Annotated in this window: 15 protein-coding genes; all 15 read left to right on the forward strand. The window is 59.6% G+C overall.

Annotated elements, in window-relative coordinates:
- The first annotated feature begins 338 nt into the window (after window positions 1–338).
- The 15 genes from rfbF to OH705_RS22015 all read left to right on the forward strand — a co-directional run bounded on the left by rfbF (window position 339) and on the right by OH705_RS22015 (window position 20,166).
- Window positions 339–1,109: a glucose-1-phosphate cytidylyltransferase gene (gene rfbF / locus OH705_RS21945; RefSeq protein WP_267302990.1), complete on the forward strand. Its 771-nt coding sequence runs from the start codon at window positions 339–341 to the stop codon at window positions 1,107–1,109.
- On the forward strand, window positions 1,091–2,164 hold the full coding sequence (gene rfbG, locus OH705_RS21950) for a CDP-glucose 4,6-dehydratase (protein ID WP_267302991.1): 1,074 nt from the start codon (window positions 1,091–1,093) through the stop codon (window positions 2,162–2,164). Before rfbF ends, rfbG begins: the two co-directional genes overlap by 19 nt.
- Window positions 2,161–3,483, forward strand: a complete 1,323-nt coding sequence (rfbH, locus tag OH705_RS21955; RefSeq protein WP_267302992.1) for a lipopolysaccharide biosynthesis protein RfbH — start codon at window positions 2,161–2,163, stop codon at window positions 3,481–3,483. The genes rfbG and rfbH overlap by 4 nt, the downstream gene beginning before the upstream one ends.
- Complete coding sequence (locus OH705_RS21960; protein WP_267302993.1) at window positions 3,483–4,178, forward strand: sugar phosphate nucleotidyltransferase; 696 nt, start codon at window positions 3,483–3,485, stop codon at window positions 4,176–4,178. Before rfbH ends, OH705_RS21960 begins: the two co-directional genes overlap by 1 nt.
- Window positions 4,175–5,539: a CBS domain-containing protein gene (locus OH705_RS21965; protein WP_267302994.1), complete on the forward strand. Its 1,365-nt coding sequence runs from the start codon at window positions 4,175–4,177 to the stop codon at window positions 5,537–5,539. The genes OH705_RS21960 and OH705_RS21965 overlap by 4 nt, the downstream gene beginning before the upstream one ends.
- Window positions 5,536–7,431 (forward strand): N-acetylneuraminate synthase family protein, encoded by a 1,896-nt coding sequence (locus OH705_RS21970; protein ID WP_267302995.1) that lies wholly within the window; start codon window positions 5,536–5,538, stop codon window positions 7,429–7,431. The genes OH705_RS21965 and OH705_RS21970 overlap by 4 nt, the downstream gene beginning before the upstream one ends.
- A 10-nt stretch (window positions 7,432–7,441) precedes the next feature.
- Entirely contained in the window at window positions 7,442–8,635 is a 1,194-nt protein-coding gene (locus OH705_RS21975; RefSeq protein ID WP_267302996.1) for an FkbM family methyltransferase, read from the forward strand.
- Between the two features lie 6 nt (window positions 8,636–8,641).
- Window positions 8,642–10,432, forward strand: coding sequence for a thiamine pyrophosphate-binding protein (locus OH705_RS21980; protein WP_267302997.1), 1,791 nt, complete (start codon window positions 8,642–8,644; stop codon window positions 10,430–10,432).
- 2 nt (window positions 10,433–10,434) lie between these two features.
- Window positions 10,435–11,316, forward strand: a complete 882-nt coding sequence (locus OH705_RS21985) for a sugar phosphate isomerase/epimerase family protein (RefSeq protein WP_267302998.1) — start codon at window positions 10,435–10,437, stop codon at window positions 11,314–11,316.
- Window positions 11,313–12,368, forward strand: a complete 1,056-nt coding sequence (locus OH705_RS21990) for a Gfo/Idh/MocA family protein (protein WP_267302999.1) — start codon at window positions 11,313–11,315, stop codon at window positions 12,366–12,368. Before OH705_RS21985 ends, OH705_RS21990 begins: the two co-directional genes overlap by 4 nt.
- Window positions 12,361–13,191 carry an SDR family oxidoreductase gene (locus OH705_RS21995; protein ID WP_267303000.1) on the forward strand — a complete coding sequence of 277 codons (831 nt, stop codon included), beginning with the start codon at window positions 12,361–12,363 and terminating at the stop codon, window positions 13,189–13,191. The genes OH705_RS21990 and OH705_RS21995 overlap by 8 nt, the downstream gene beginning before the upstream one ends.
- Before the next feature lie 155 nt (window positions 13,192–13,346).
- Entirely contained in the window at window positions 13,347–14,054 is a 708-nt protein-coding gene (locus OH705_RS22000; RefSeq protein WP_267303001.1) for a class I SAM-dependent methyltransferase, read from the forward strand.
- Between the two features lies 1 nt (window position 14,055).
- On the forward strand, window positions 14,056–15,120 hold the full coding sequence (locus OH705_RS22005; protein ID WP_267303002.1) for an NAD-dependent epimerase/dehydratase family protein: 1,065 nt from the start codon (window positions 14,056–14,058) through the stop codon (window positions 15,118–15,120).
- A 136-nt stretch (window positions 15,121–15,256) separates the two neighbouring features.
- On the forward strand, window positions 15,257–16,561 hold the full coding sequence (locus tag OH705_RS22010) for a polysaccharide pyruvyl transferase family protein (protein ID WP_267303003.1): 1,305 nt from the start codon (window positions 15,257–15,259) through the stop codon (window positions 16,559–16,561).
- A 59-nt stretch (window positions 16,562–16,620) separates the two neighbouring features.
- Window positions 16,621–20,166: a glycosyltransferase gene (locus tag OH705_RS22015; protein ID WP_267303004.1), complete on the forward strand. Its 3,546-nt coding sequence runs from the start codon at window positions 16,621–16,623 to the stop codon at window positions 20,164–20,166.
- Window positions 20,167–20,181: the final 15 nt, after the last annotated feature.

Here is a 20,181-nt window from a genome sequence, read left to right on the forward strand (position 1 = left end):
AGAGCAAACGCTGGTGACCATAGTCGTTAACTCTGCACCTTGCCCCTCGTTCTTTGCCGTTTGATGCTGCGGTGATGCCTCGTGCTGGCGACTCTCTGTGTGATTACACAAGCCTGGATTTACTGATCCCCCATTGAACTGGTTGAGCTAAGCACAGCCCGGCATCCTGCCGGTCTGTGCATCCGGTCTCGCCGGTCAATCTCGTGCAGGCGAATCGCTAGGCGGTGCTTTGCCCGGGCGCGAGTTGGCAGTCTTTTTGCTATGTCTGCCCAAGTAGCTGAATTGGTCAGTATTTTGTCAGCCCGTCCAGGGCAGCGGCCTTCCAAGGTAAGTCGACAATGAAAACAGTCATCCTGGCCGGCGGCCTGGGTACACGCATCAGCGAAGAGTCGCATCTTCGTCCCAAGCCGATGATCGAGATCGGCGGCAAGCCGATCATCTGGCACATCATGAAGATCTACTCCCACCATGGGATCAACGATTTCGTGATCTGCCTGGGCTACAAGGGCTATGTGATCAAGGAGTACTTCGCCAACTATTTCTTGCACATGTCCGACGTGACCTTCGACATGTCGGAAAACCGCATGCACATCCACAACCGCAACGCCGAGCCGTGGAGGGTGACGCTGGTGGACACCGGCGAGAACACCGCCACCGGTGGGCGGATCAAGCGTGTGCGCGACTATGTCGGCGACGAGACCTTCTGCCTGACCTACGGTGACGGGGTGGCGAACGTCGATATCCCCGCGCTGATCGATTTCCACAAGAACCACGGCAAGCTGTCGACTGTCACCGCCGTGCAGCCGCCCGGGCGCTATGGCGCGCTCGATGTTCGGGGCGAGCAGGTGCAGGGATTCCAGGAGAAACCCCTGGGTGACGGCGGCTGGATCAACGGCGGTTTCTTCGTGCTGGAGCCGGGCATCTTCGACTACATCGACGGCGACGACACCACCTGGGAATACGAGCCCATGCGTGCGCTCGCCCAGGCCGGCCAGCTGATGAGCCATACCCACCGCGGCTTCTGGCAGGCCATGGACACCCTGCGTGACCGCACTTACCTCGAAGAGCGCTGGAAGTCGGGAGAGGCGCAATGGCGGGTATGGCCGTAAGCCGCGACTTCTGGGCCGGGCGCCGGGTATTCCTGACCGGCCACAGCGGCTTCAAGGGCGGCTGGCTGGGGCTGTGGCTCAGCCAGTTGGGTGCCAAGGTGTATGGCTATTCGCTCGCACCGGACACCCAGCCTGCGCTCCACCAAAACGCGCGCCTGAACGAGTGCATGGCGGGAGAGTTTGCCGATATCCGTGATGCCGGGCACCTGGGGCGCAGCCTGCAGGCGTTTCGCCCCGAGGTGGTCCTGCACCTGGCCGCGCAACCGTTGGTGCGTGAGTCGTACCGGACCCCGGTGGACACCTACGCAACCAACGTCACCGGTACCCTCAACCTGCTCGAGGCTGTGCGCCAGTGCGATACGGTGCGTGCGGTACTGGTGGTGACCAGCGACAAGTGCTACGAAAACCGCGAGTGGCTCTGGCCCTATCGCGAGCAGGATGCCCTGGGCGGCCATGACCCCTATAGCAGCAGCAAGGCCTGCGTAGAGTTGCTGTGCGCGTCGTGGCGCGATTCCTTTCTGCGCGAGCGTGGTGTCGCGTTGGCGACCGCCCGTGCCGGCAACGTAATCGGGGGGGGCGACTGGTCGGCAGACCGACTGTTGCCGGACATTCTGCGTGCCTGGGACGCGGACGAAACGCTGACCCTGCGCTATCCGGACGCGGTGCGGCCGTGGCAGCACGTGCTTGACCCCTTGCACGGCTATCTGCTCTTGGCCCAGGCGCTGGTCGAGCAGGGCCAGGCGGTGGCCCAGGCCTGGAATTTCGGCCCCGACAGCCAGGGCACGGCCACCGTCGGCGAGGTGGTCCAGGCCATGGCCGGGCTGTGGCCAGGCGAAGCGCGCTGGACGGTCGAGTCGCTCGGTCAGCCCCACGAGGCCGGGCTGCTCACCCTTGATTCATCCCGGGCTCGTCAGCTGTTGGGCTGGCGCCCGCGCTGGGGCTTGCCGCAGGCCCTGCAACGAACCCTTGATTGGCATCGTGCCTGGCGCGACGGCCAGGACATGCAGCAATACAGCCGTGTGCAGATCGCGGCATATGAAGGCGAAAACCAATGACTGATCAAACGGCGCAGCAGTTGCGCCAGCAAATTGCCGAACTCGTCGGGCGTTACGCCGAGCTGGAACTGGCAACGCCGCAGTTCGTGCCTGGACAGCATGCCGTACCGCCGTCGGGCAAGGTCATCGGTGCGCCGGAGTTGCAGGCCATGACCGAGGCGGTGCTTGATGGCTGGCTGACCACTGGCCGTTTCAACCAGGCTTTCGAAAAGCGTCTGGCCCGTTACCTGGGACGTCGCGGTGTACTGACCGCCAACTCCGGGTCGTCGGCCAACCTGCTGGCATTTTCCGCGCTGACCTCGCCGCGCCTGGGGGACCGTGCGATTCGCAAGGGTGATGAAGTCATTGGCGTTGCCGCCGGTTTCCCGACCACGGTCAACCCGATCCTGCAGTTCGGCGCGGTGCCGGTGTTCGTCGATATCGAGATGGGCACCTACAACATCAACCCGGCGTTGATCGAAGCGGCCATCGGCCCGCGTACCAAGGCGATCATGCTCGCCCACACGCTCGGCAACCCGTTCAACCTCAAGGTGGTGCGCGAGTTGTGCGACCGCTATGGCCTGTGGTTGATCGAGGACTGCTGTGATGCCCTGGGCGCGACCTACGATGGCCGTCAGGTGGGCAGTTTCGGTGACCTGGGGACGCTGAGCTTCTACCCGGCGCACCACATCACCATGGGCGAGGGCGGCGCGGTGTTTACCGACTCGCCGTTGCTCAAGCGTATCGTCGAGTCCTTCCGCGACTGGGGCCGGGACTGCTACTGCGGCCCAGGCGAGGACAACACCTGCAGCAAGCGCTTCTGCTGGCAGCTTGGTGATCTGCCGCAGGGTTACGACCACAAGTACACCTACTCGCACCTGGGCTACAACCTGAAGATCACCGATATGCAGGCCGCCTGTGCCTTGGCGCAGATGGACCGGGTGGATGACTTCATTGCCGCGCGCAAACGCAATTTCGCCTGGCTCAGCGATCGTCTCTCCGGCTGCACCGAGCAACTGATCCTGCCTCACGCGACGCCGAACAGTGATCCGTCCTGGTTCGGTTTCCCGCTGACCCTGCGTGACGAGAGTGGTACCGAGCGCCTGGACCTCCTGCGTCATCTCGATGCGCAGAATGTCGGCACGCGACTGCTGTTCGCCGGCAACCTGACCCGCCAGCCTTACATGAAGGACCAGCAGTACCGTGTGGCGAGCGACCTGAGTGTGACCGAGAAAGTGATGAACGACACCTTCTGGATCGGCTTGTGGCCGGGACTCTCGGAGGATCATCTGGAGCATGCGGCCCGCAGTATCGAAACCTACGTGCGGAGGCTGCGTTGATGCGCGCCTACGTCCTGTGCGGCGGCTTTGGCACGCGTCTGCAGAGCGTGACCCAGGGCGGCCAGAAAGCCCTGGTGCCGGTGCATGGCGCGCCGTTTTTGCAGGGCGTGCTGGGCCAGCTGGCACAGGCCGGGATCACCCAGGTGGTGCTGTGCGCCCATTACCGTGCTGACCAGATGGCCGAGCAACTTGATGCCTTGGCCCAGGCCAGCGGTCTGGAGCTGCTACTGGTGGTCGAGGCCGAGCCACTTGGCACTGGTGGCGCGTTGTTGAATGCCTTAGGTGAGCAGCCAACTGATGGGCGCTTTCTTGTGCTCAACGCTGACACCTACCTGGATGCACCTGCCTACCGCTTGGCGATGGAGGCAGCAGGGCACGCCATCGTTGGCGTCAAGGTCGACGAGCGCAGCCGTTATGGCAGCCTGGCGACCGATGCCGCAGGCCACCTTTCCGCCATCGAGGAGAAGGGTGCAAACGGCCCGGGGCTGATCAATGCAGGCGTCTACGCGTTCACCGCCACGGCGTTCGTCGACCAGGCCGTGCGCGGCTGTTCTCTGGAGCGCGATCTGCTACCGACGCTGCTGGGGGGAGAGTCGATTGCCGTATGCCAGTATCAGGGCCGCTTCATCGATATCGGCACGCCTGAGTCGTTCGCCCGCTACTCCGATGATTTCCACAGGGACGCCGTGCAATGACCCCACTTGTCCAGACCTTGAGCATCAGCGAACGGCACAGCATCCTTGATGCGGTCGAGCGCATCGAGGCCGGTGCCCTGCAGATCGTCTTCGTCGTTGATGAAGGCGGATGCCTGGTGGGCGTGGTAACCAACGGCGACGTTCGCCGCCACCTGCTGCAGGGTGGGCAGACCGACCTGCCGGTGACCGCCTGCATGAACCGCCAGTTCCGCGCCGTGCCGGTCGGTACCTCGCGCGAGGAGCTGCTCAAGCTGTTCGACCTGGGGTACATCGCCTTGCCGGGCGTGGATGCGGAGCATCGCCTGGTAGAGGTCTATACCCGCCAGCTGGCCGCCAGCCCCGAAGTGCCGGTGCTGGCCCGGGCCAGGGCACCGGTGCGCATGAGCTTCTGCGGCGGTGGCACCGACCTGACCTATTTCTTCATCGACCACCCGGCTGCCGTGCTGAGCTGCACCGTGGGCCTGTACGCTCATGCCACCCTGGTACCGCGTAAAGACCGGCAGATCAGCATCCATGCCGAGGACCTGGGCCAGGAAGAACACTTCGACTCCCTGGGCGACCTGCTGGCGGCCGACGGCAAAAGCCTGCTGGCGACCATCATCTCGGTGATCAAACCCAGCTACGGCTTCGACCTGTTCCTGCGCTCGGACTTTCCGGTGGGGTCGGGGCTGGGCGGCTCTTCGGCGGCGACCACGGCGACCATCGCGGTGTTCAACGAGCTGCGCCAGGATCGCTGGAGCACCTACGAAATCGCCGAGCTGGCGTTCCAGGCCGAGCGTTTGTGCTTCGGCATTGCCGGCGGCTGGCAGGATCAATACGCCTCGGCCTTCGGTGGCTTCAATCTGATCGAGTTCGAGAATCAGCGCAACCTGGTGCATCCGATCCGACTGGAAGATGCGATCCGCAACGAGTTCGAATCCTGCCTGCTACTGTGCAACACCGGTATTTCCCACGACTCCGGGCGGCTGCATGAGCAGCAGCGCGAAGAGATCGAAGCACAGGACAACCAGACCGATCTGCTGCACGCCAGTGTGACGCTGTGTCGTCGCATGCACCGTCATCTCATTCGCGGCGAACTGCATGGCGTGGGCCTCTGCCTGGACGAAGCATGGCGCCTGAAAAAACGTTTTTCTTCAGGGATCAGTCATGGGCGTCTCGATGAAATCTATGAGTCTGCCATCGCGGCCGGCGCAGTTGGCGGCAAGCTGCTGGGAGCCGGTGGTGGTGGTTTCTTCCTGTTCTATGTGCAGCCCCAGTCGCGTCAGCGCGTGATTCACGTGTTGAACGGATTGGGCTGTCAAACCCAGAATTTCCGCTTTGAATCCAGCGGCGTAACCTCATGGCGAGCGAAAATCCAATGACTTCAATTCTTCTTGACGGCATCCCTCTGGGCGGCGAGCGCGTCTATGTCATTGCCGAGGTGGGCAACAACCACAACGGCTCCCTGGAGCTGGCGCGACAGTTGGTGGACGCGGCCATTGCGGCTGGTGCGGACTGCGTCAAATTCCAGTTGCGCAACCGCGAGGCACTGTACCGACGCAAGGCTGATGGCTCGCGGGCCGAAGATCTTGGCGTGGAATACATCCAGGACCTGCTGGACAAGGTCGAGCTAAGCCTCGATGAGCACCGTCAGGTGCGTGCGTATTGCGCGCAGAAGGGAATCACCTACCTGTGCACACCTTGGGATGAACCCAGTGTCGATGCCTTGGCCGAGTTCGATGTGGCGGCGCTGAAGATCGCCTCGGCGGACCTGTGCAACCCCTACCTGATCGCCAAGGCGGCCAGTCTGGGCAAACCGTTGATTCTGTCCACGGGGATGTCCTTCGAGCATGAAATCATCCGTGCGATCGAGCAGCTCAAGGCGTTGGGCACTCCCTTTGCTTTGCTGCATTGCAACAGCGCCTATCCGGCGCCGGAGTCCGACATCCAGCTGGGGTATCTGCGTCGCCTGCAGGAGCTGCACGACCTGATCGGTTACTCGGGGCACGAGCGCGGCACCGCCATCACCCTGGGCGCTGTGGCGCTGGGCGCCAGCCTGGTGGAGCGGCACATTACCCTGGACCGCGACATGGAGGGGCCTGATCACTTGGCCAGCCTGGAGCCGGCCGAGTTCCGCCAACTGGTCGACGGCATCCGCCAACTGGAACTGGCGCTGCCATGGCAAGGTCCAGGCCGGCATGCCAGCCAGGGGGAACTGCTCAACCGTGAAAACCTCGGCAAGAGTGTGATTGCCGCTCAAGATATCACGCGCGGGTGCGTGCTTGAGTCGCACATGTTGCGCGTTGCGAGCCCCGGCCAGGGATTACCGCCCTATCGACTGCCGGAGCTGCTCGGCAAGCCTGCCCAGCGCGATATCGCCTTGGGTGACTTCCTGTTCGAAAGCGACCTGGAAGAACAGCAAGCTGCGCAGCAGCTGGAGTTCCAGATGCCGATTCGCTGGGGGGTGCCGGTGCGTTATCACGACTTCCTTGACTACCGTCGTCGTATTCAGCCGGACCTGTTCGAGTTCCACCTCTCGTACCGCGATCTCAGCCTGGCGCCGCAGTCGTTCCTGGCGCCGGTCGACTGTTCGCGTCTGGTGGTACATGCCCCCGAGTTGTTCGAGAACAGCGAGTTGCTGGATCTGGTGGCCGATGATCCTGCCTATCGCCAGCGTTCCATCGATAACCTTCAGCGCGTGGTGGATGCGACCCAGCAGATCGGCGAGTTCTTCACCAATGCCGATGCCCGCCTGATCGTTGCCAACATTGGCGGGTTTTCCGCTGACGCTCCGCGTCCGCTGGCCGAGCGCGAGCAACTGTACGAACGCTTCCATGAAGCGTGTGCCCGCATCGACTTCGGCTCGACAGAACTCATCCCGCAGAACATGGCGCCGTTCCCTTGGCACTTCGGCGGCCAGCGTCACCAGAACATCTTCATGATGCCTGACGAGTTGGCGACCCAGGCCCGTGACAATGGAATGCGCCTGTGTCTGGACCTGTCCCACCTGCAAATGACCTGCTTCCATTTCGGCCTTGATTTCCAGGAGGCGCTGACACTGCTGCTGCCGTATTCGGCGCATCTGCACGTGGCTGATGCCAAGGGTACCAATGGCGAAGGCGTGCTGATGGGGACGGGTGATATTGACTGGCCTTCGGCGTGGGCGCGGGTCAAGGCCCATTCTCAGGTGAGCTTCATCCCGGAAGTGTGGCAGGGCCACAAGGATCATGGCGCCGGTTTCTGGTCGGCCCTGCGCTACCTGCAATCACTCTGAGGCTTTACTCATGCATGCCGAACCACTTAGCCAACGCCTCGAACATTTGCTGGGCGAATCACTGGAGTCTGTCCGAGAGCGACAGGCCAATACCCTGGAGCGCCTGATCGGAGGGCTGGATCGTCCTGTCGTGCTGTTCGGCGCCAGCCATCTGGGGCGTAAGGCTCAGGCAGTGCTGAAGGCGATGGGGCTTTCGCCCTGTGCCTTCATGGACAACAACCCCGCACTGTGGGGCACATCCATCAACGATGTTCCGGTCTACAGCCCGGCACAACTCCGCGAGTTGTGGGAAGGGAAACTGCCCGCAGTGATCTGTACGATCTGGAGCGGCCACATCCATGATTGCATGGCTGATCGGCTTGCGCCGTTGCGCGAACTTGGATTTGAACACATCGCGCTGTTTGGGCACCTGGCCTGGCGTTATCCAGAGCAGCTTCTTCCTCACTACTGCATGGACTTGCCCGAGCATGTGCTGGGAGAGGCGGATGCAATTCGTCGCGCATTCGCCCTGCTGAGTGATGAATCGTCGCGTCAATTGTTCGTGGATCACATCGAGTGGAGATTACATCTGGATCACGATCTGTTGCCGGTTTCCTCTCCGTCGCAGATTTACTTCGATGCCCGTTTCAGTACCAGCCTGGCTGATGAGGTGGTCTACGATCTGGGAGCCTTCAATGGCGATACGCTGGAGGGCTACCTGGCCACTGGCCGTGGATATCGCGAATATCATTGTTTCGAGCCGGTGCAGCGAAACTTCCAGGCCCTGCAGATGTGCTTGCAGAACATCGCGCGTCCAGGGCTTCATTCTCATAGGCTGGCTGTGGGGGACTCCCAGGGGGACGTCTTGATCGAGGCGGGTAATGGTCCTTCCTCGCGTGTCGGTCTGGGTGACGAGCGGGTACCCATGACGACTCTGGATGATCTTGCTGCGGCAGGTCTTCCCCCTACCTTCATCAAGATCGACATCGAGGGCTTTGAACCTCAATGCCTATCAGGCGGGAAGCACTTGATTTCCCTGCATCAGCCGGTGGTGGCCGTCAGCGTCTATCACGAGCAGAACCATCTGTGGCGCATTCTCCTGCAGTTGCACGAGTATCGCGCAGACTATCGCTACACCCTCTGTGGACACGTTAGTGATGGCTGGGATCTGGTGCTCTACGCCGTACCTGCCGAGCGGGTTCCTTCCTATCTCAGTTGCGAGTAACCATACATGCGTGTTGCCGATTTTATTTTTGACTTCATCGCCAGCAAAGGCGTCGGGCATGTCTTCTTCCTGCCGGGAGGAGGAGCCATGCATCTGAACAACGCGTTGTTCCAGCAACAGAGACTGACAGCGGTGAGCATGCTCCATGAGCAGGGTGCTGCTATTGCTGCAGAAGGGTATGCGCGTACCTCCGGCAAGTTCGGTGCCTGTCTGGTGACTTCCGGCCCTGGTGCAACCAACGCCATTACTGGTCTGGCCGGGGCATGGTTTGAGTCAACGCCGGCCATGTTCGTTTCCGGGCAGGTCAAGCGGGCAGATCTCAAAGGCGATAGTGGTCTGCGTCAGCTCGGAACCCAGGAGCTGGATATCGTCAGTGTGGTAGGCCCGCTCACCAAGTATGCGGTATGCCTGCTCGACCCCTTGCGGGTACGGTATGAGCTGGAGAAGGCTCATCACATGATGCTTAGCGGCCGTAAAGGCCCCGTCTGGATTGATGTGCCTCTGGATGTTCAGGCCACAGAGATCAATCCAGAGCAGTTGGAAAGTTATCAACCTGAAACCGAGGTCCTGCCGTCTGCACCGGATGCAGTGGCGTTAAAACATCTCGTAAGCCGTTTGCGGCAGGCAGAGCGTCCGGTGCTGCTGGTAGGCAACGGTGTCCATGCCGCCGGTGCTCAGCGATCTATGCGTCAGCTGATCGAGTCCCTCGGGCTCCCCACGCTGACCACATGGATCGGTGCCGATTTGTTGGAGTATGAACATCCTCTTTATGTCGGGCGTTGTGGGACTGTGGCCCAGCGTGGCGCCAACTTCAGTGTGCAGAACGCAGACTTGGTGCTGGCTGTCGGCTGTCGTATGGATTTCTCCATTACCGGATTCGACCGCAAACAGTTCGCGCGTCAGGCCGAAATCGTTGTGGTGGATATCGATCCGGCCGAGATCGCCAAACTGGCTGATATGCCCGATGAGCGCTTCGTGTGTGATGCGCGGTTATTTTTCGAGCAGTTGCAGGGTGTAGCGGGCGAGGCGCGGCTTGAATGCGAAAGCTGGCGTGAGCGCTGCGCGGCCTGGAAGCACGCCTATCCGGTGGTTCTGCCCGAGTATCGTGCTGGCGGCGATTATGTGAATACCTATGTGTTCAGTGAAGCGCTGTCAGAGGCGCTGGCCGAAGGCGATCAGATCATTCCGGGTAGTTCGGGGGCGGCTCTCGATACCTTCTGGTTGTCGGTCCGCCTCAAGCGAGGCCAGCGTGCGGTGGCTACCGGGGGCTTGGGTTCGATGGGATACGGTTTGCCCGCTTCCATCGGAGGGTGCCTGGGTAGCGGTGGTCGCCGTACCGTCTCGGTGGATGGTGATGGTGGTTTCGTGATGAACATCCAGGAGTTGGAGGTGGCCCGTAGGCTGAACCTGCCGATCAAGTACTTCGTCCTGAACAACAATGGGTACGCGTCGATTCGTGCCTCTCAGGGGGGGTACTTCAAGCAGACCATTGGTTGCGATCCTGCATCCGGCCTGACGTTGCCGGATATATCGGCCTTGGGGACTGCCTTTGGCCTGCAAGTTCGGCGTATCGATGGCAAGGTCGATCTGCGCAAGGCAATTGATGAAGCCTTGGCCCTTGATGGACCTGTACTGTGCGAGGTGATGGTCGAACCCGATCAGGCAATTGGTCCGCGTGTTACGTCGAAGATTGGCCAGAACGGCGCCATGATGTCGAGCCCTCTCGAGGACCTGTTCCCATTCCTGAGCCGGGAAGAACTGCGAGCCAACATGTTGATCCCGCTGGTGGACGAATGACGATGAACGACTATCTGCGCCAGTACGCCGATGCTGGCCTCTACACCATGCAAGGCCGCCTCGGTGCTCCGGAGCAAGGCCGTTTTCAGTCTTTCCCCCGTGAAGGGTGGCAGTTGGAGATCGAGCGCGCCTCCCGTATTGGCTTGCGTGGAATCGAGTGGATCTACGATGTGTTCGGCGAGGGTGCCAACCCGCTGGAGACGGAGGCAGGGCGTAAGCTGATGGGGGATCTTCTGGCCCAGCACCAGGTCTCGGTCGTTTCCATCTGCGCTGATTACTTCATGGACCGTCCGCTGCTCCGCTGCTCCGTCATCGAGCGTGGCGAGCTCCTGGAGCGACTGAAATGGCTGCTGGATGTCTCTGCCCAGATGGGCGTTGGACGAGTAGTTCTGCCTTTTGTCGATGCCTCGCGCATACGCGATGACGCGGAGCGTGACCAGGTAGTGGAAAGCCTGACTCATGTTTTGCCTGTGGCAGAGCAACATGGGGTAGAGCTGCACCTTGAGACAGACCTTGCGCCGCTGGCGTTTGCCGGACTGCTGGAGCGTCTGGACCATCCTCTGGTGAAGGTCAACTATGACGCCGGAAACAGCGCGTCTCTCGGGTACCGCCCAGAGGAGGAATTCGAGGCTTATGGGCCCAGGATCGGCAGTTTCCACATCAAGGATCGTCGTCTGGGGGCGGGTACCGTGCCATTGGGCGAGGGAGACACCGATTTCCATGCATTGCGTGAGCAATTGATCAAGCATGAGTACCGTGGCGACTTCGTTCTGCAAGTCGCCCGTGGCGAGGCTGGAGACGAACCCCGCTGGCTATCCGGTATGGCCGCGCTAGCGACCGACTGGTTACGCGGTGAGGCGCTCAACGAAAGGACAACCTCGTGAAAATTCTTTTTTGTGGTCTTGGTGGGATAGGTCAGCGCCACCTGCGTAACCTGCGACAGTTGCTTGGCGACGATTTGGAAGTCATTGCCTATCGTGTGCGCGGACAACGCATCAAGCTGCGGGATAATCTCACTATCGACGAAGGTGCCGATCTGGAGCAGGACTATCGGATAAAGGTGCATCACGATCTGTCCGCGGCGTTGGCCGAAGAGCCGGCTGCGGTATTCATCTGTAACCCCAACGCATTGCATGTCCCTGTTGCGCTCGAGTGCGTCCGCGCTGGCGTGCCGGTCTTCATGGAGAAGCCTCTAGCCAGCGACCTTGAAGGTATCGACGAGCTATTGGCTGAAGTTGAGCGGCGCCACTTGCCGTTTCACGTGGGTTACAACTTCCGTTTCCACCCCGGCCTGCAACGACTGAAGTCATTACTCGAGTCTGGTTTTTTTGGGCGCCTGCTCAGCGTGCGTTCCGAGATTGGCGAGTATCTGCCTAACTGGCATCGCTACGAAGATTATCGGCAGATGTACGCCGCCCGGGCTGACCAGGGGGGAGGGGTCATTCTCTCGCAGATTCATGAGATGGATCTTATCTACTGGTTCTTCGGCCTGCCGAACAGCATTGTCACCCATGGCGGCCAACTCAGTGGCCTTGAGATCGATGTCGAAGACACCGCTTCCTCACTGATGCGCTGTGGTAATGAAGGCCATTCCTTCCCGATTCTGCTGCATCAGGACTATCTGCAACGCCCGCCTGTACGCAGTTTCAAGATCGTCGGTGATGGGGGGTACGCTGAAATCGATCTGCTGGCTAACCGGATGAAGGTGTACGACGCCGAAGGCCAGTTGAGCGAAGAGGATGATTTCCAAGGGTTTGTACGCAACGATATGTTCCTGGCGCAGGCTCGGCACTTCCTGGAGTGCGTGCGCGGTACGGCCACACCGGCAGTAAGTCTCCATGATGGGTTGCAGAGTTTGCGCCTGGCCCTGGCAGCGCTTCGCTCCCTCAAAGAGGGGCGTGAGGTTCAGTTGAGCGAGGTGAATATTCATGGCTGATATGGAAAGTTTGTTCCGTCTCGATGATCGCGTGGCTGTTATCACCGGTGGGGCCGGACTGCTTGGTTACCAGCATGCGGCAACCATCGCGGGCCTTGGTGGCGTGCCGGTCTTGCTGGATATCAATGGGCAGGGATTGGCAGATAATGCCGCACGGCTGGCCGAGGAGACCGGTTGCCAAGCGCTCACCATAGCGGCGGATATCACTGATCTGGACGCTCTCAAGGAAGCGGCTAAACACCTCATGGGAAGTCACGGTCGGGTGGATATTCTCATCAACAATGCAGCACGTAACCCAAAAGTGGAAAGTGCGGCTGACAAAGACTTTTCTCGACTTGAGCACTTTCCCTGGGAGCAGTGGCAGCTTGATCTGGACGTGGGGCTCGGCGGCGCCTTCAATTGCGCCAAGGTGTTTGGCGTCGAAATGGCGAATCGGGGACGGGGGGTGATAGTCAATATCGCGTCGGATCTTGGAGTGATCGCCCCAGACCAGCGGCTGTATCGAATCGAAGGGCGCAGCCCTGATCAGCAACCGGTTAAACCTGTAACTTATTCGGTGGTTAAGCACGGCTTGATCGGGCTCACCAAATACCTGGCGACTTACTGGTGCGAGCAGGGCGTTCGCTGCAATGCGCTTTCTCCTGGCGGTGTCTATGCGGGGCAGAATGACGTCTTCGTCAGCAAACTGACCCAGCTGATACCTCTTGGGCGCATGGCCGAGGCCGATGAGTATCGTGGTGCCATTGCTTTCTTGTGCTCCGATGCATCCTCCTACATGAATGGAACCAATCTGGTAATCGATGGGGGGCGCAGTACATGGTGAATCGCGATTTTATTGCAAGGCATTGCATCTGCTGTGACAGCCAAAGGTTAGAGCGCTCACCCGCCGTGCTCATGCCCTTTGTAGCCCAGCGTGTCTTTGGGCACGAACCTGTGGAAATTACGTCGGACTGGGGGTTGCGAGATCTCCGACAGGGCATGGCGTACACCTTGTGCGCTTCGCTGCAATGCCAGGATTGCGGTGCGCTGTTTCTCGATTACCGCTTTACCGACGAGCAGATGGCAGCGCTCTACCACAACTATCGTGACGATGAATACAACGCTCAGCGCATCCGCTTCGAGCCGGGCTACGCCAACGTGGTGCCACATTATCACCAGCGCGCGGCCTACCTCGACAAGGTGGAGGCGTGGCTTGCGGCCCGTCTCCCGCAATCCCCGGCGGTATTGGACTGGGGTGGAGACACGGGTATAAATAGCCCGTTCCGTGAACGGCATCACTTGTTGCACATCCATGACATTTCCGGGGTGGAGCTCGTCCCGGGGGCTGAGCGAGCCGATCTCGAACTCATAGGCCAGACACGCTACGACCTGGTGACCTGCAGTCAGGTACTTGAGCACGTTTCCTTCCCGTCGGCTGTGGTCGAGCAAATGTTGCCAGCGCTGCGCGCGGACACGCTGCTCTATCTCGAGGTGCCACATGAGAGCCTGATGCGTGAGCATCCTGGCAGCCTGGAGCTTGCGCCTCTCAAGCGACATTGGCACGAACACGTCAACTTCTTCAGCGAGGCGTCCATGCGTCGTTTACTCGAACGCCTTGGCCTTGTGGTGGAAGATGTGCTGCTTCTGCCGGTAGACGTGGGCTGGACGCGTGGTGAGGTAATGGGTGTGTTGGCGAGGTTGGCCTGAGATGCAACTGTTGATGCAGGTAGCACCCCGTAATCGGGTGATCGCCGAGGATCTCGAGCAGATCTTTACACGGCCAGAGGACTGGGAGCGCTTTGCTGGCAAGCATGTGCTGATCGCCGGTGCGACAAGCTTCCTGGCGGCTTATCTGGTCGAGTTTTTTGCAACGCTGAGCGAGCGCTGGCCTCAGCGGCCGGTCACGATTCATGCATTGGCCCGTAGCAGGGACAAACTGAACCGGCGCTTTGCGCATTTGATGGACCAGACCTGGTTTTGTCCCATCATCCAGGACGTGTGCAATCCTCTTCCGCCAATGGAGCAGGTGGATTTTATCGTCCATGCCGCGGGTGCTGGTAGTCCCCGGCAGTATCTGGCGGATCCTATCGGTACAGCCCGTTCCAACATCATTGGGACTCTCAATTTGCTGGAGCTTGCCAGGGTCCATCGCGCGCGCTTGATGTTCATGAGCAGTGGTGCTGTCTATGGGCATGGTGATAGCGGCAAGCCAATTACCGAAAGTGACTTTGGCGCCCTCGATCCGTTGGATGTGTCTGCCTGTTATGGCGAAGGCAAGCGAATGGCGGAAACCTTGTGCGCCGACTATCACCGTCAGCATGGGGTGGCTGCGGTGATAGCCAGGATCTCTCATACATATGGCCCCGGCATCGCACTGGATGATGGTCGTTCGTTCGCTGATTTCGTGGCCGATGCTCTGGCTGGGCGCGATATCGTGCTCAATAGCGATGGTTCTGGGAGTCGTCCGTTCTGCTATGTGGGTGACGCAACCGCTGCGTTCTTGATGCTGCTGCTACGAGGGGAGGGCGGCAACGCCTACAACGTAGGCCTGGATCACGAGACGACGATTCTTGAGTTGGCAAGATTGATCGCCCAGTTGTCGCCGACTCCGGGTCTGAAGGTGATGCATCAACCCCCCAGTGCTGATCGGCAGGCGCTGTTTCGTTCCGGTGGCCACTTCGATCTTTCAAAAATGGAGCGGTTGGGGTGGCGGCCGAAAGTCATGCCAGAAGAAGGTTTTGCCCGGACGCTGCGCTATTTCATCCAGCGCTGACCGGTTCTCAAGAAAATAACTGTTTAGTGCTGCGGCATACCTGGAGCGCTCGCCGGCCGATGGCCGCTGCATTCCGGAGGTTGGTCCGCACAGCAGAGCCCCGGTGGCGGGGAGCTAAATCGATAGAGGTTCATCCATGCTCGCACCTACAGCCATGAAATACGGTCTTATCACCAATGTGATGGTTTTTGGCCATCTGACGGCGGGGAGCCGACATAACATCGGTGACGATATCCAGACCCACGCAGTCGAGCACCTGTATGCGTGCATGGGAATTCCGGCCGAGCAGATTGTTCGCCTGAATCGTTATGAGTTTCACGATTACGATGGTCGTCATGGCTACATCCTCATGCCGATGTGCGGCTACTTCACGCTGGGCAATGCGCAAAGTCCACTGCCTCTGTCTCCCTACATCATTCCGGTCTACTTCAGCTTTGGCCTGTCCAGTGATGTTGAGGAGCCCGCAGATCTGGAGCATTTTCGCCGTCACGAGCCTATTGGTACCCGGGATGAGCGAGTCATGCATATGTTTCGCGAGCGTGGTATCAGCGCATTCACCTCAGGGTGCTTGACCATTACCTTCCCGCTGCGTCAAAAGACGCCGGAGCATGGCAAGGTCTTTCTGGTCGATGTTCCCGATGCTTTGCTCGAGTATGTGCCTGTTGAGCTGGCCGACAGGGTGGAACGTGTTACCCATATGTATCCGTTCGAAAAGATTCCCTCGGACCAAGAGGAGGCAGAGCGCTTCGATGCGATGACACGCGAACTCTGTCAGCGCTATGCCGATGAAGGCGCTCTGGTGGTGACCAGTCGTTTGCACTGCGCGGCTCCTTGCATCGCCATGGGGATTCCAACCATTGTGGTTGCCCATAACATCAGTGATCGATTCGCTTGGCTGGATCGCTATGTCAGGATCTATACCGAAGAAAGCTTTAGCGAAATCGACTGGCAGCCCGTGGTGCCTGATATCGAGCAGGCCAAGCAAATGATTCGTGACGCGGCGGCTCGTCAGATTGAGGCAGCCAGAGCCCGGTGGGCGCCTTTAGCGGAAATCAGCACTTTTTATGAAACTCGTGAACGCAGCCAGTACAACCACCTCATGGTTGAGGCGCTCGATCGTTTGTTGCCCCAAGAGCCGTCGGCCTTGCGTTTTGCGTTCTGGGGGGCCAATACCCACGGCGTGCGCCTGAGCCGAGCCTTGCGTGAGATGCGCCCAGGCAGCGAGTTGGTGGCTGTGGTCGATGAGTTCCTCGAAACCAAGCGGTTTTGCGGGGTACCGGTTGTTCGCTCATCCGCGCTGGATGAGTTGCGCGAAGCGGGGGTGTACGTCTTCATCTCCACGTATGCAGGGCGTGATTACGCATTGAGTCGCCTGCAAGAAAAAGCGGTGAAACATGGCTGCCTTTTCGATGATCTGCTCACCTTTCATGCGCTCTCCTGAGCACAAGTTGCCGATGGCGTCGAAGTCGAAGACCGCCATAGGCAAGGCATTCTTTGCCCGTGATATGCCAAATTTACACGTTAGAGGTACATACGATGCGCCGTGAGCTATTTTCAAAGCGACCGCAACCTTACTACATTTATGCGCCCGACTACCGTCGCAGTTCGGCAGGCATTCGCGTGTTGCACATGCTTTGCGATGCGCTCAACCGGTCCGGACAAGAGGCCTATGTCACGGCTGCGGTGCTAAATCCTGACCTGATGACGCCACGTTTGAGTGCCGACATTATCGCGCGACACGATGCGCAGGGGCTCTCACCGATTGTGATTTACCCGGAGATCATCGACGGGAATCCACTTAACGGTAATACGGTGGTTCGTTATCTGCTAAATCGTCCTGGGTTCTTGCATGGACAAGGGCTATACGACGAGGATGACATTCTTTTCTCCTATACCAAGCCGCTGTTGCTCCCAGGAATGAGCGACGACCGGGTGCTTTATCTTCCTGGGCCTGACCTTACCGTCTTCTGCCCGCCAGCAGATCCCGCCAAACGAATTCCGGGAAAGGTTTGCTATTACCAGGGGCGTAGTGGCCAGGCCCCTATTGATCCCGCGTTGCTGCCGGCTGACGCGATCGAAATTACCTCCCGTTGGCCTCAAAGTTGGGAGGAGTTGGCGGACCTGTTCCAGCAGTGCGAATACTTTTACTGCACTGAAGCCTCGGCCCTGGCAGGGGAAGCCGCGCTTTGCGGGTGCCTGGGCGTTGTAATACCAAACGAGTGGGCGCCGCTCAAGCTGGAAAGTACTGCCTATGGCGTCGCTTGGGGGACCGAGCCTGCCGAAATTGACAGGGCTCGCTCCACTAATCATTTGTTGCGTGAGCGACTGTTGAAAGCTCAAGTGGACTTCTGGCCGGCATTGGACCACTTTATTGAACTGACCCAAAAAGTCGCCATCAAGCGCGCGGGTCGGTCGGACAAGCACCAACTGCGAGGCTGGCTCGAGGGGCGCGTTCCAACAGCGGTACAGCAGCGGTTGATTGATGAGCGCCTGGAGACACGTCAGGGGCCGAGTATCGCCGTGCTGATCCTTGATACCGAGAATGATGGTTCGCGCCTGCTGCAAACCATCAACAGCCTGGGGGTCGAACCTAATCTCTACCCCGCCGTGCGCATTATCGCATTGACGACAGGAGACATCCCGTTCACGCCTGCGGATGCCAAGTTGCGCTTCTTCGGTCTTGATCGCGAGCGTCCATTGATCAGCATTGATCACGCCCTGCGTGAAGTAGTTCCCGATTGGTTCATGGTGGTCGAGGCGGGTTGCACCTTTACTGCCAGTGGGTTGCTGATCAGTGCCCTGGAATTGCAGGACGCACCTGCCTGTCGTGCCATCTACGGTGATGAGTGCGTTCTTCAACCTACGGGAGAAATGAGTGTCGCACTGCGCCCCGCGCTTAACCTTGATCTCCTGCTCAGCTTTCCTGCCGCTAATGCTCGCCACTGGCTCTTCAATCGCAAGACTTGGTTGGAGTTGGATGGCTTCCGTGAAGAGGCAGGTGTTGCCTATGAGTTCGACTACATTCTGCGCCTGATCGAAACGGGTGGTTTTGAGGGTATCGGGCATGTCAACGAACCGATATTGATCAGTGATGTTCGACCACTCGTCGATTGCCCGCAAGAGCGGGAGGTGATCTTGCGTCACCTGCAAACTCGCGGGTTCCAGCAGGGGCAGGTCAATTCGTCGCTTGCGGGTCGTTACGAGATCGATTATGGAATTTGTGACGGAGAGCGGGTCACTATTCTGATCCTGTTGCAGAACGATAGCCCGGGGTTGATTCAGCGCTGTCTGGACAGCCTGCTGGAGAAGACATCCTATCCCTATTATGAGGTTCTCCTGCTAGTCCAGGACATCAGCGACGTCGCGCTGCGCAATTGGGTGCAGGGTATCGAGGATATGGGCGTGGGAGGGATGCGTGTCCTGCGTTTCGCCCCAGGGCTCTCTTGCGCGCAGGTTCGTAACATGGCTGCGGAGCATGCGCAGGGGGACTTCCTGCTCTGGCTGGATGAAGGCGTTGCAGTGCTTGAGCCGGATTGGTTGCATCAGTTGATTAACCACGGATCGCGCCAGGAGGTTGGGGCGGTGAGCGGAAAGCTGATTGCACCCGATCAGACAATTGGTCTGGCAGGTATCGTCCTGGGGCTGAACGATTCGGTGGGCAAGGCTTTCGAGGGGCTGCCCATGGAGGCGCCGGGTTACCTGCACAGGCTACAGGTCGATCAGAACTATGCGGCATTGAGTGGTAAATGCCTGTTGCTGCGCAAGCACCTGTTTGTGGAAATGGGAGGTTTCGATGAGACGCCAGAATTGCAGCGCTGGGCGGATATTGATCTGTGCCTGCGTCTCAATCGTGCCGGTTACCTGAATGTGTGGGCTGCTCGGGTGCTGCTGTTGTTGAGCGAGAGTCCAGGCGCAAAGGCCTCCAGCGAAGAGCTGGAGGCGCTGCACGAGCGGTGGTTGCCGCTGTTGGCTCACGACCCTGCCGGTAACGACAATATGTCGCTTAAAGGCAAGGGCTTCGATCTTGAGTCAGAAATGAGTCTTAGCTGGCGGCCGCTGACGTGGCGTCCATTGCCGGTCGTGCTTGCTCATCCGGAGGGTAGCGAGTCGTCCAGCGACTACCGTGTTTTGCAGCCGTTCAACGCGTTGGTGCGTGATGGCGAGATTGAAGGGGCGGTAACCGGCAGGCTGCTCAATACGGTCGAGCTCGAGCGTTATGCCCCTGACTCGATCGTCTTGCAGCGTCCTGTGCTTGAGGAGCAGATCGAGGCCCTGCGACGTAGCGGTAAGTTCTCGCGAGCGTTCAAGGTCGTAGACCTGGATGCGCATTTCCCAAGCCATATCGTGAATGATGCGCAAGCTTTCGAAGCTACGCTCCACAGTCTTCACCGCGGGCTTGCTTTCGCTGATAGGCTGATCGTCGGCACAGAAGCGCTGGCTGATATCTTTTCCAGCGTGCACGGTGATGTAAGGGTAATTGAGAACCGGTTGCCGCCCGAGCACTGGAGTGGATTGGTAAGTCGGCGCGGCATGGGCCGTCAGCCCCGGGTGGGGTTGGTCGGTGATATCGATAACGCCGGCCTGCTGGAACTGATAAGCGGTGTGGTCAAGGCGCTGGCGGGGACGGTTGAGTGGGTGCTGTTGGGTGAGTGTCCGCCAGAGTTGCGTCCATACATCCACGAAATCTACGCGCTGGAAAGTGTCATGCACTATCCCCAGGCCCTTGCGCGTCTTGATCTAGACCTTGCACTGGCGCCGTTGGCGCTTGGCGTGCTCAATGAATGCAAGGGGAACCAGCGTCTGTTGGAGTTCGGGGCTTGTGGCGTGCCTGTGGTGTGCAGCGATGTTCGTGCGTATCAGGGAGGGCTTGCGGTGACGCGAGTACCGAACCGTGCGGGTGAGTGGGTTGATGCCATTAATATGCACCTGAATGATCCTGCTGCCAGTGCCGCCAACGGGATTCAGCTCAAGATGCAGGTTCTGCAGGAATGGATGCTTGACGACCGTTCTCTCGCAAGCTGGCGTGAGGCCTGGCTGGCAGGTTGACCTCGGATGAGTTGG

The organism is Pseudomonas sp. BJa3 (genome assembly GCF_026343815.1).
GTDB lineage: Bacteria > Pseudomonadota > Gammaproteobacteria > Pseudomonadales > Pseudomonadaceae > Aquipseudomonas > Aquipseudomonas soli.

Excerpts from the sequence above, each read along its gene's own strand:
- rfbF (WP_267302990.1), top strand. The coding sequence starts at position 339 with ATGAAAACAGTCATCCTGGCCGGCGGCCTGGGTACACGCATCAGCGAA.
- rfbG (WP_267302991.1), top strand. The coding sequence starts at position 1,091 with ATGGCGGGTATGGCCGTAAGCCGCGACTTCTGGGCCGGGCGCCGGGTA.
- rfbH (WP_267302992.1), top strand. The coding sequence starts at position 2,161 with ATGACTGATCAAACGGCGCAGCAGTTGCGCCAGCAAATTGCCGAACTC.
- OH705_RS21960 (WP_267302993.1), top strand. The coding sequence starts at position 3,483 with ATGCGCGCCTACGTCCTGTGCGGCGGCTTTGGCACGCGTCTGCAGAGC.
- OH705_RS21965 (WP_267302994.1), top strand. The coding sequence starts at position 4,175 with ATGACCCCACTTGTCCAGACCTTGAGCATCAGCGAACGGCACAGCATC.
- OH705_RS21970 (WP_267302995.1), top strand. The coding sequence starts at position 5,536 with ATGACTTCAATTCTTCTTGACGGCATCCCTCTGGGCGGCGAGCGCGTC.
- OH705_RS21975 (WP_267302996.1), top strand. The coding sequence starts at position 7,442 with ATGCATGCCGAACCACTTAGCCAACGCCTCGAACATTTGCTGGGCGAA.
- OH705_RS21980 (WP_267302997.1), top strand. The coding sequence starts at position 8,642 with ATGCGTGTTGCCGATTTTATTTTTGACTTCATCGCCAGCAAAGGCGTC.
- OH705_RS21985 (WP_267302998.1), top strand. The coding sequence starts at position 10,435 with ATGAACGACTATCTGCGCCAGTACGCCGATGCTGGCCTCTACACCATG.
- OH705_RS21995 (WP_267303000.1), top strand. The coding sequence starts at position 12,361 with ATGGCTGATATGGAAAGTTTGTTCCGTCTCGATGATCGCGTGGCTGTT.
- OH705_RS22000 (WP_267303001.1), top strand. The coding sequence starts at position 13,347 with ATGGCGTACACCTTGTGCGCTTCGCTGCAATGCCAGGATTGCGGTGCG.
- OH705_RS22005 (WP_267303002.1), top strand. The coding sequence starts at position 14,056 with ATGCAACTGTTGATGCAGGTAGCACCCCGTAATCGGGTGATCGCCGAG.
- OH705_RS22010 (WP_267303003.1), top strand. The coding sequence starts at position 15,257 with ATGCTCGCACCTACAGCCATGAAATACGGTCTTATCACCAATGTGATG.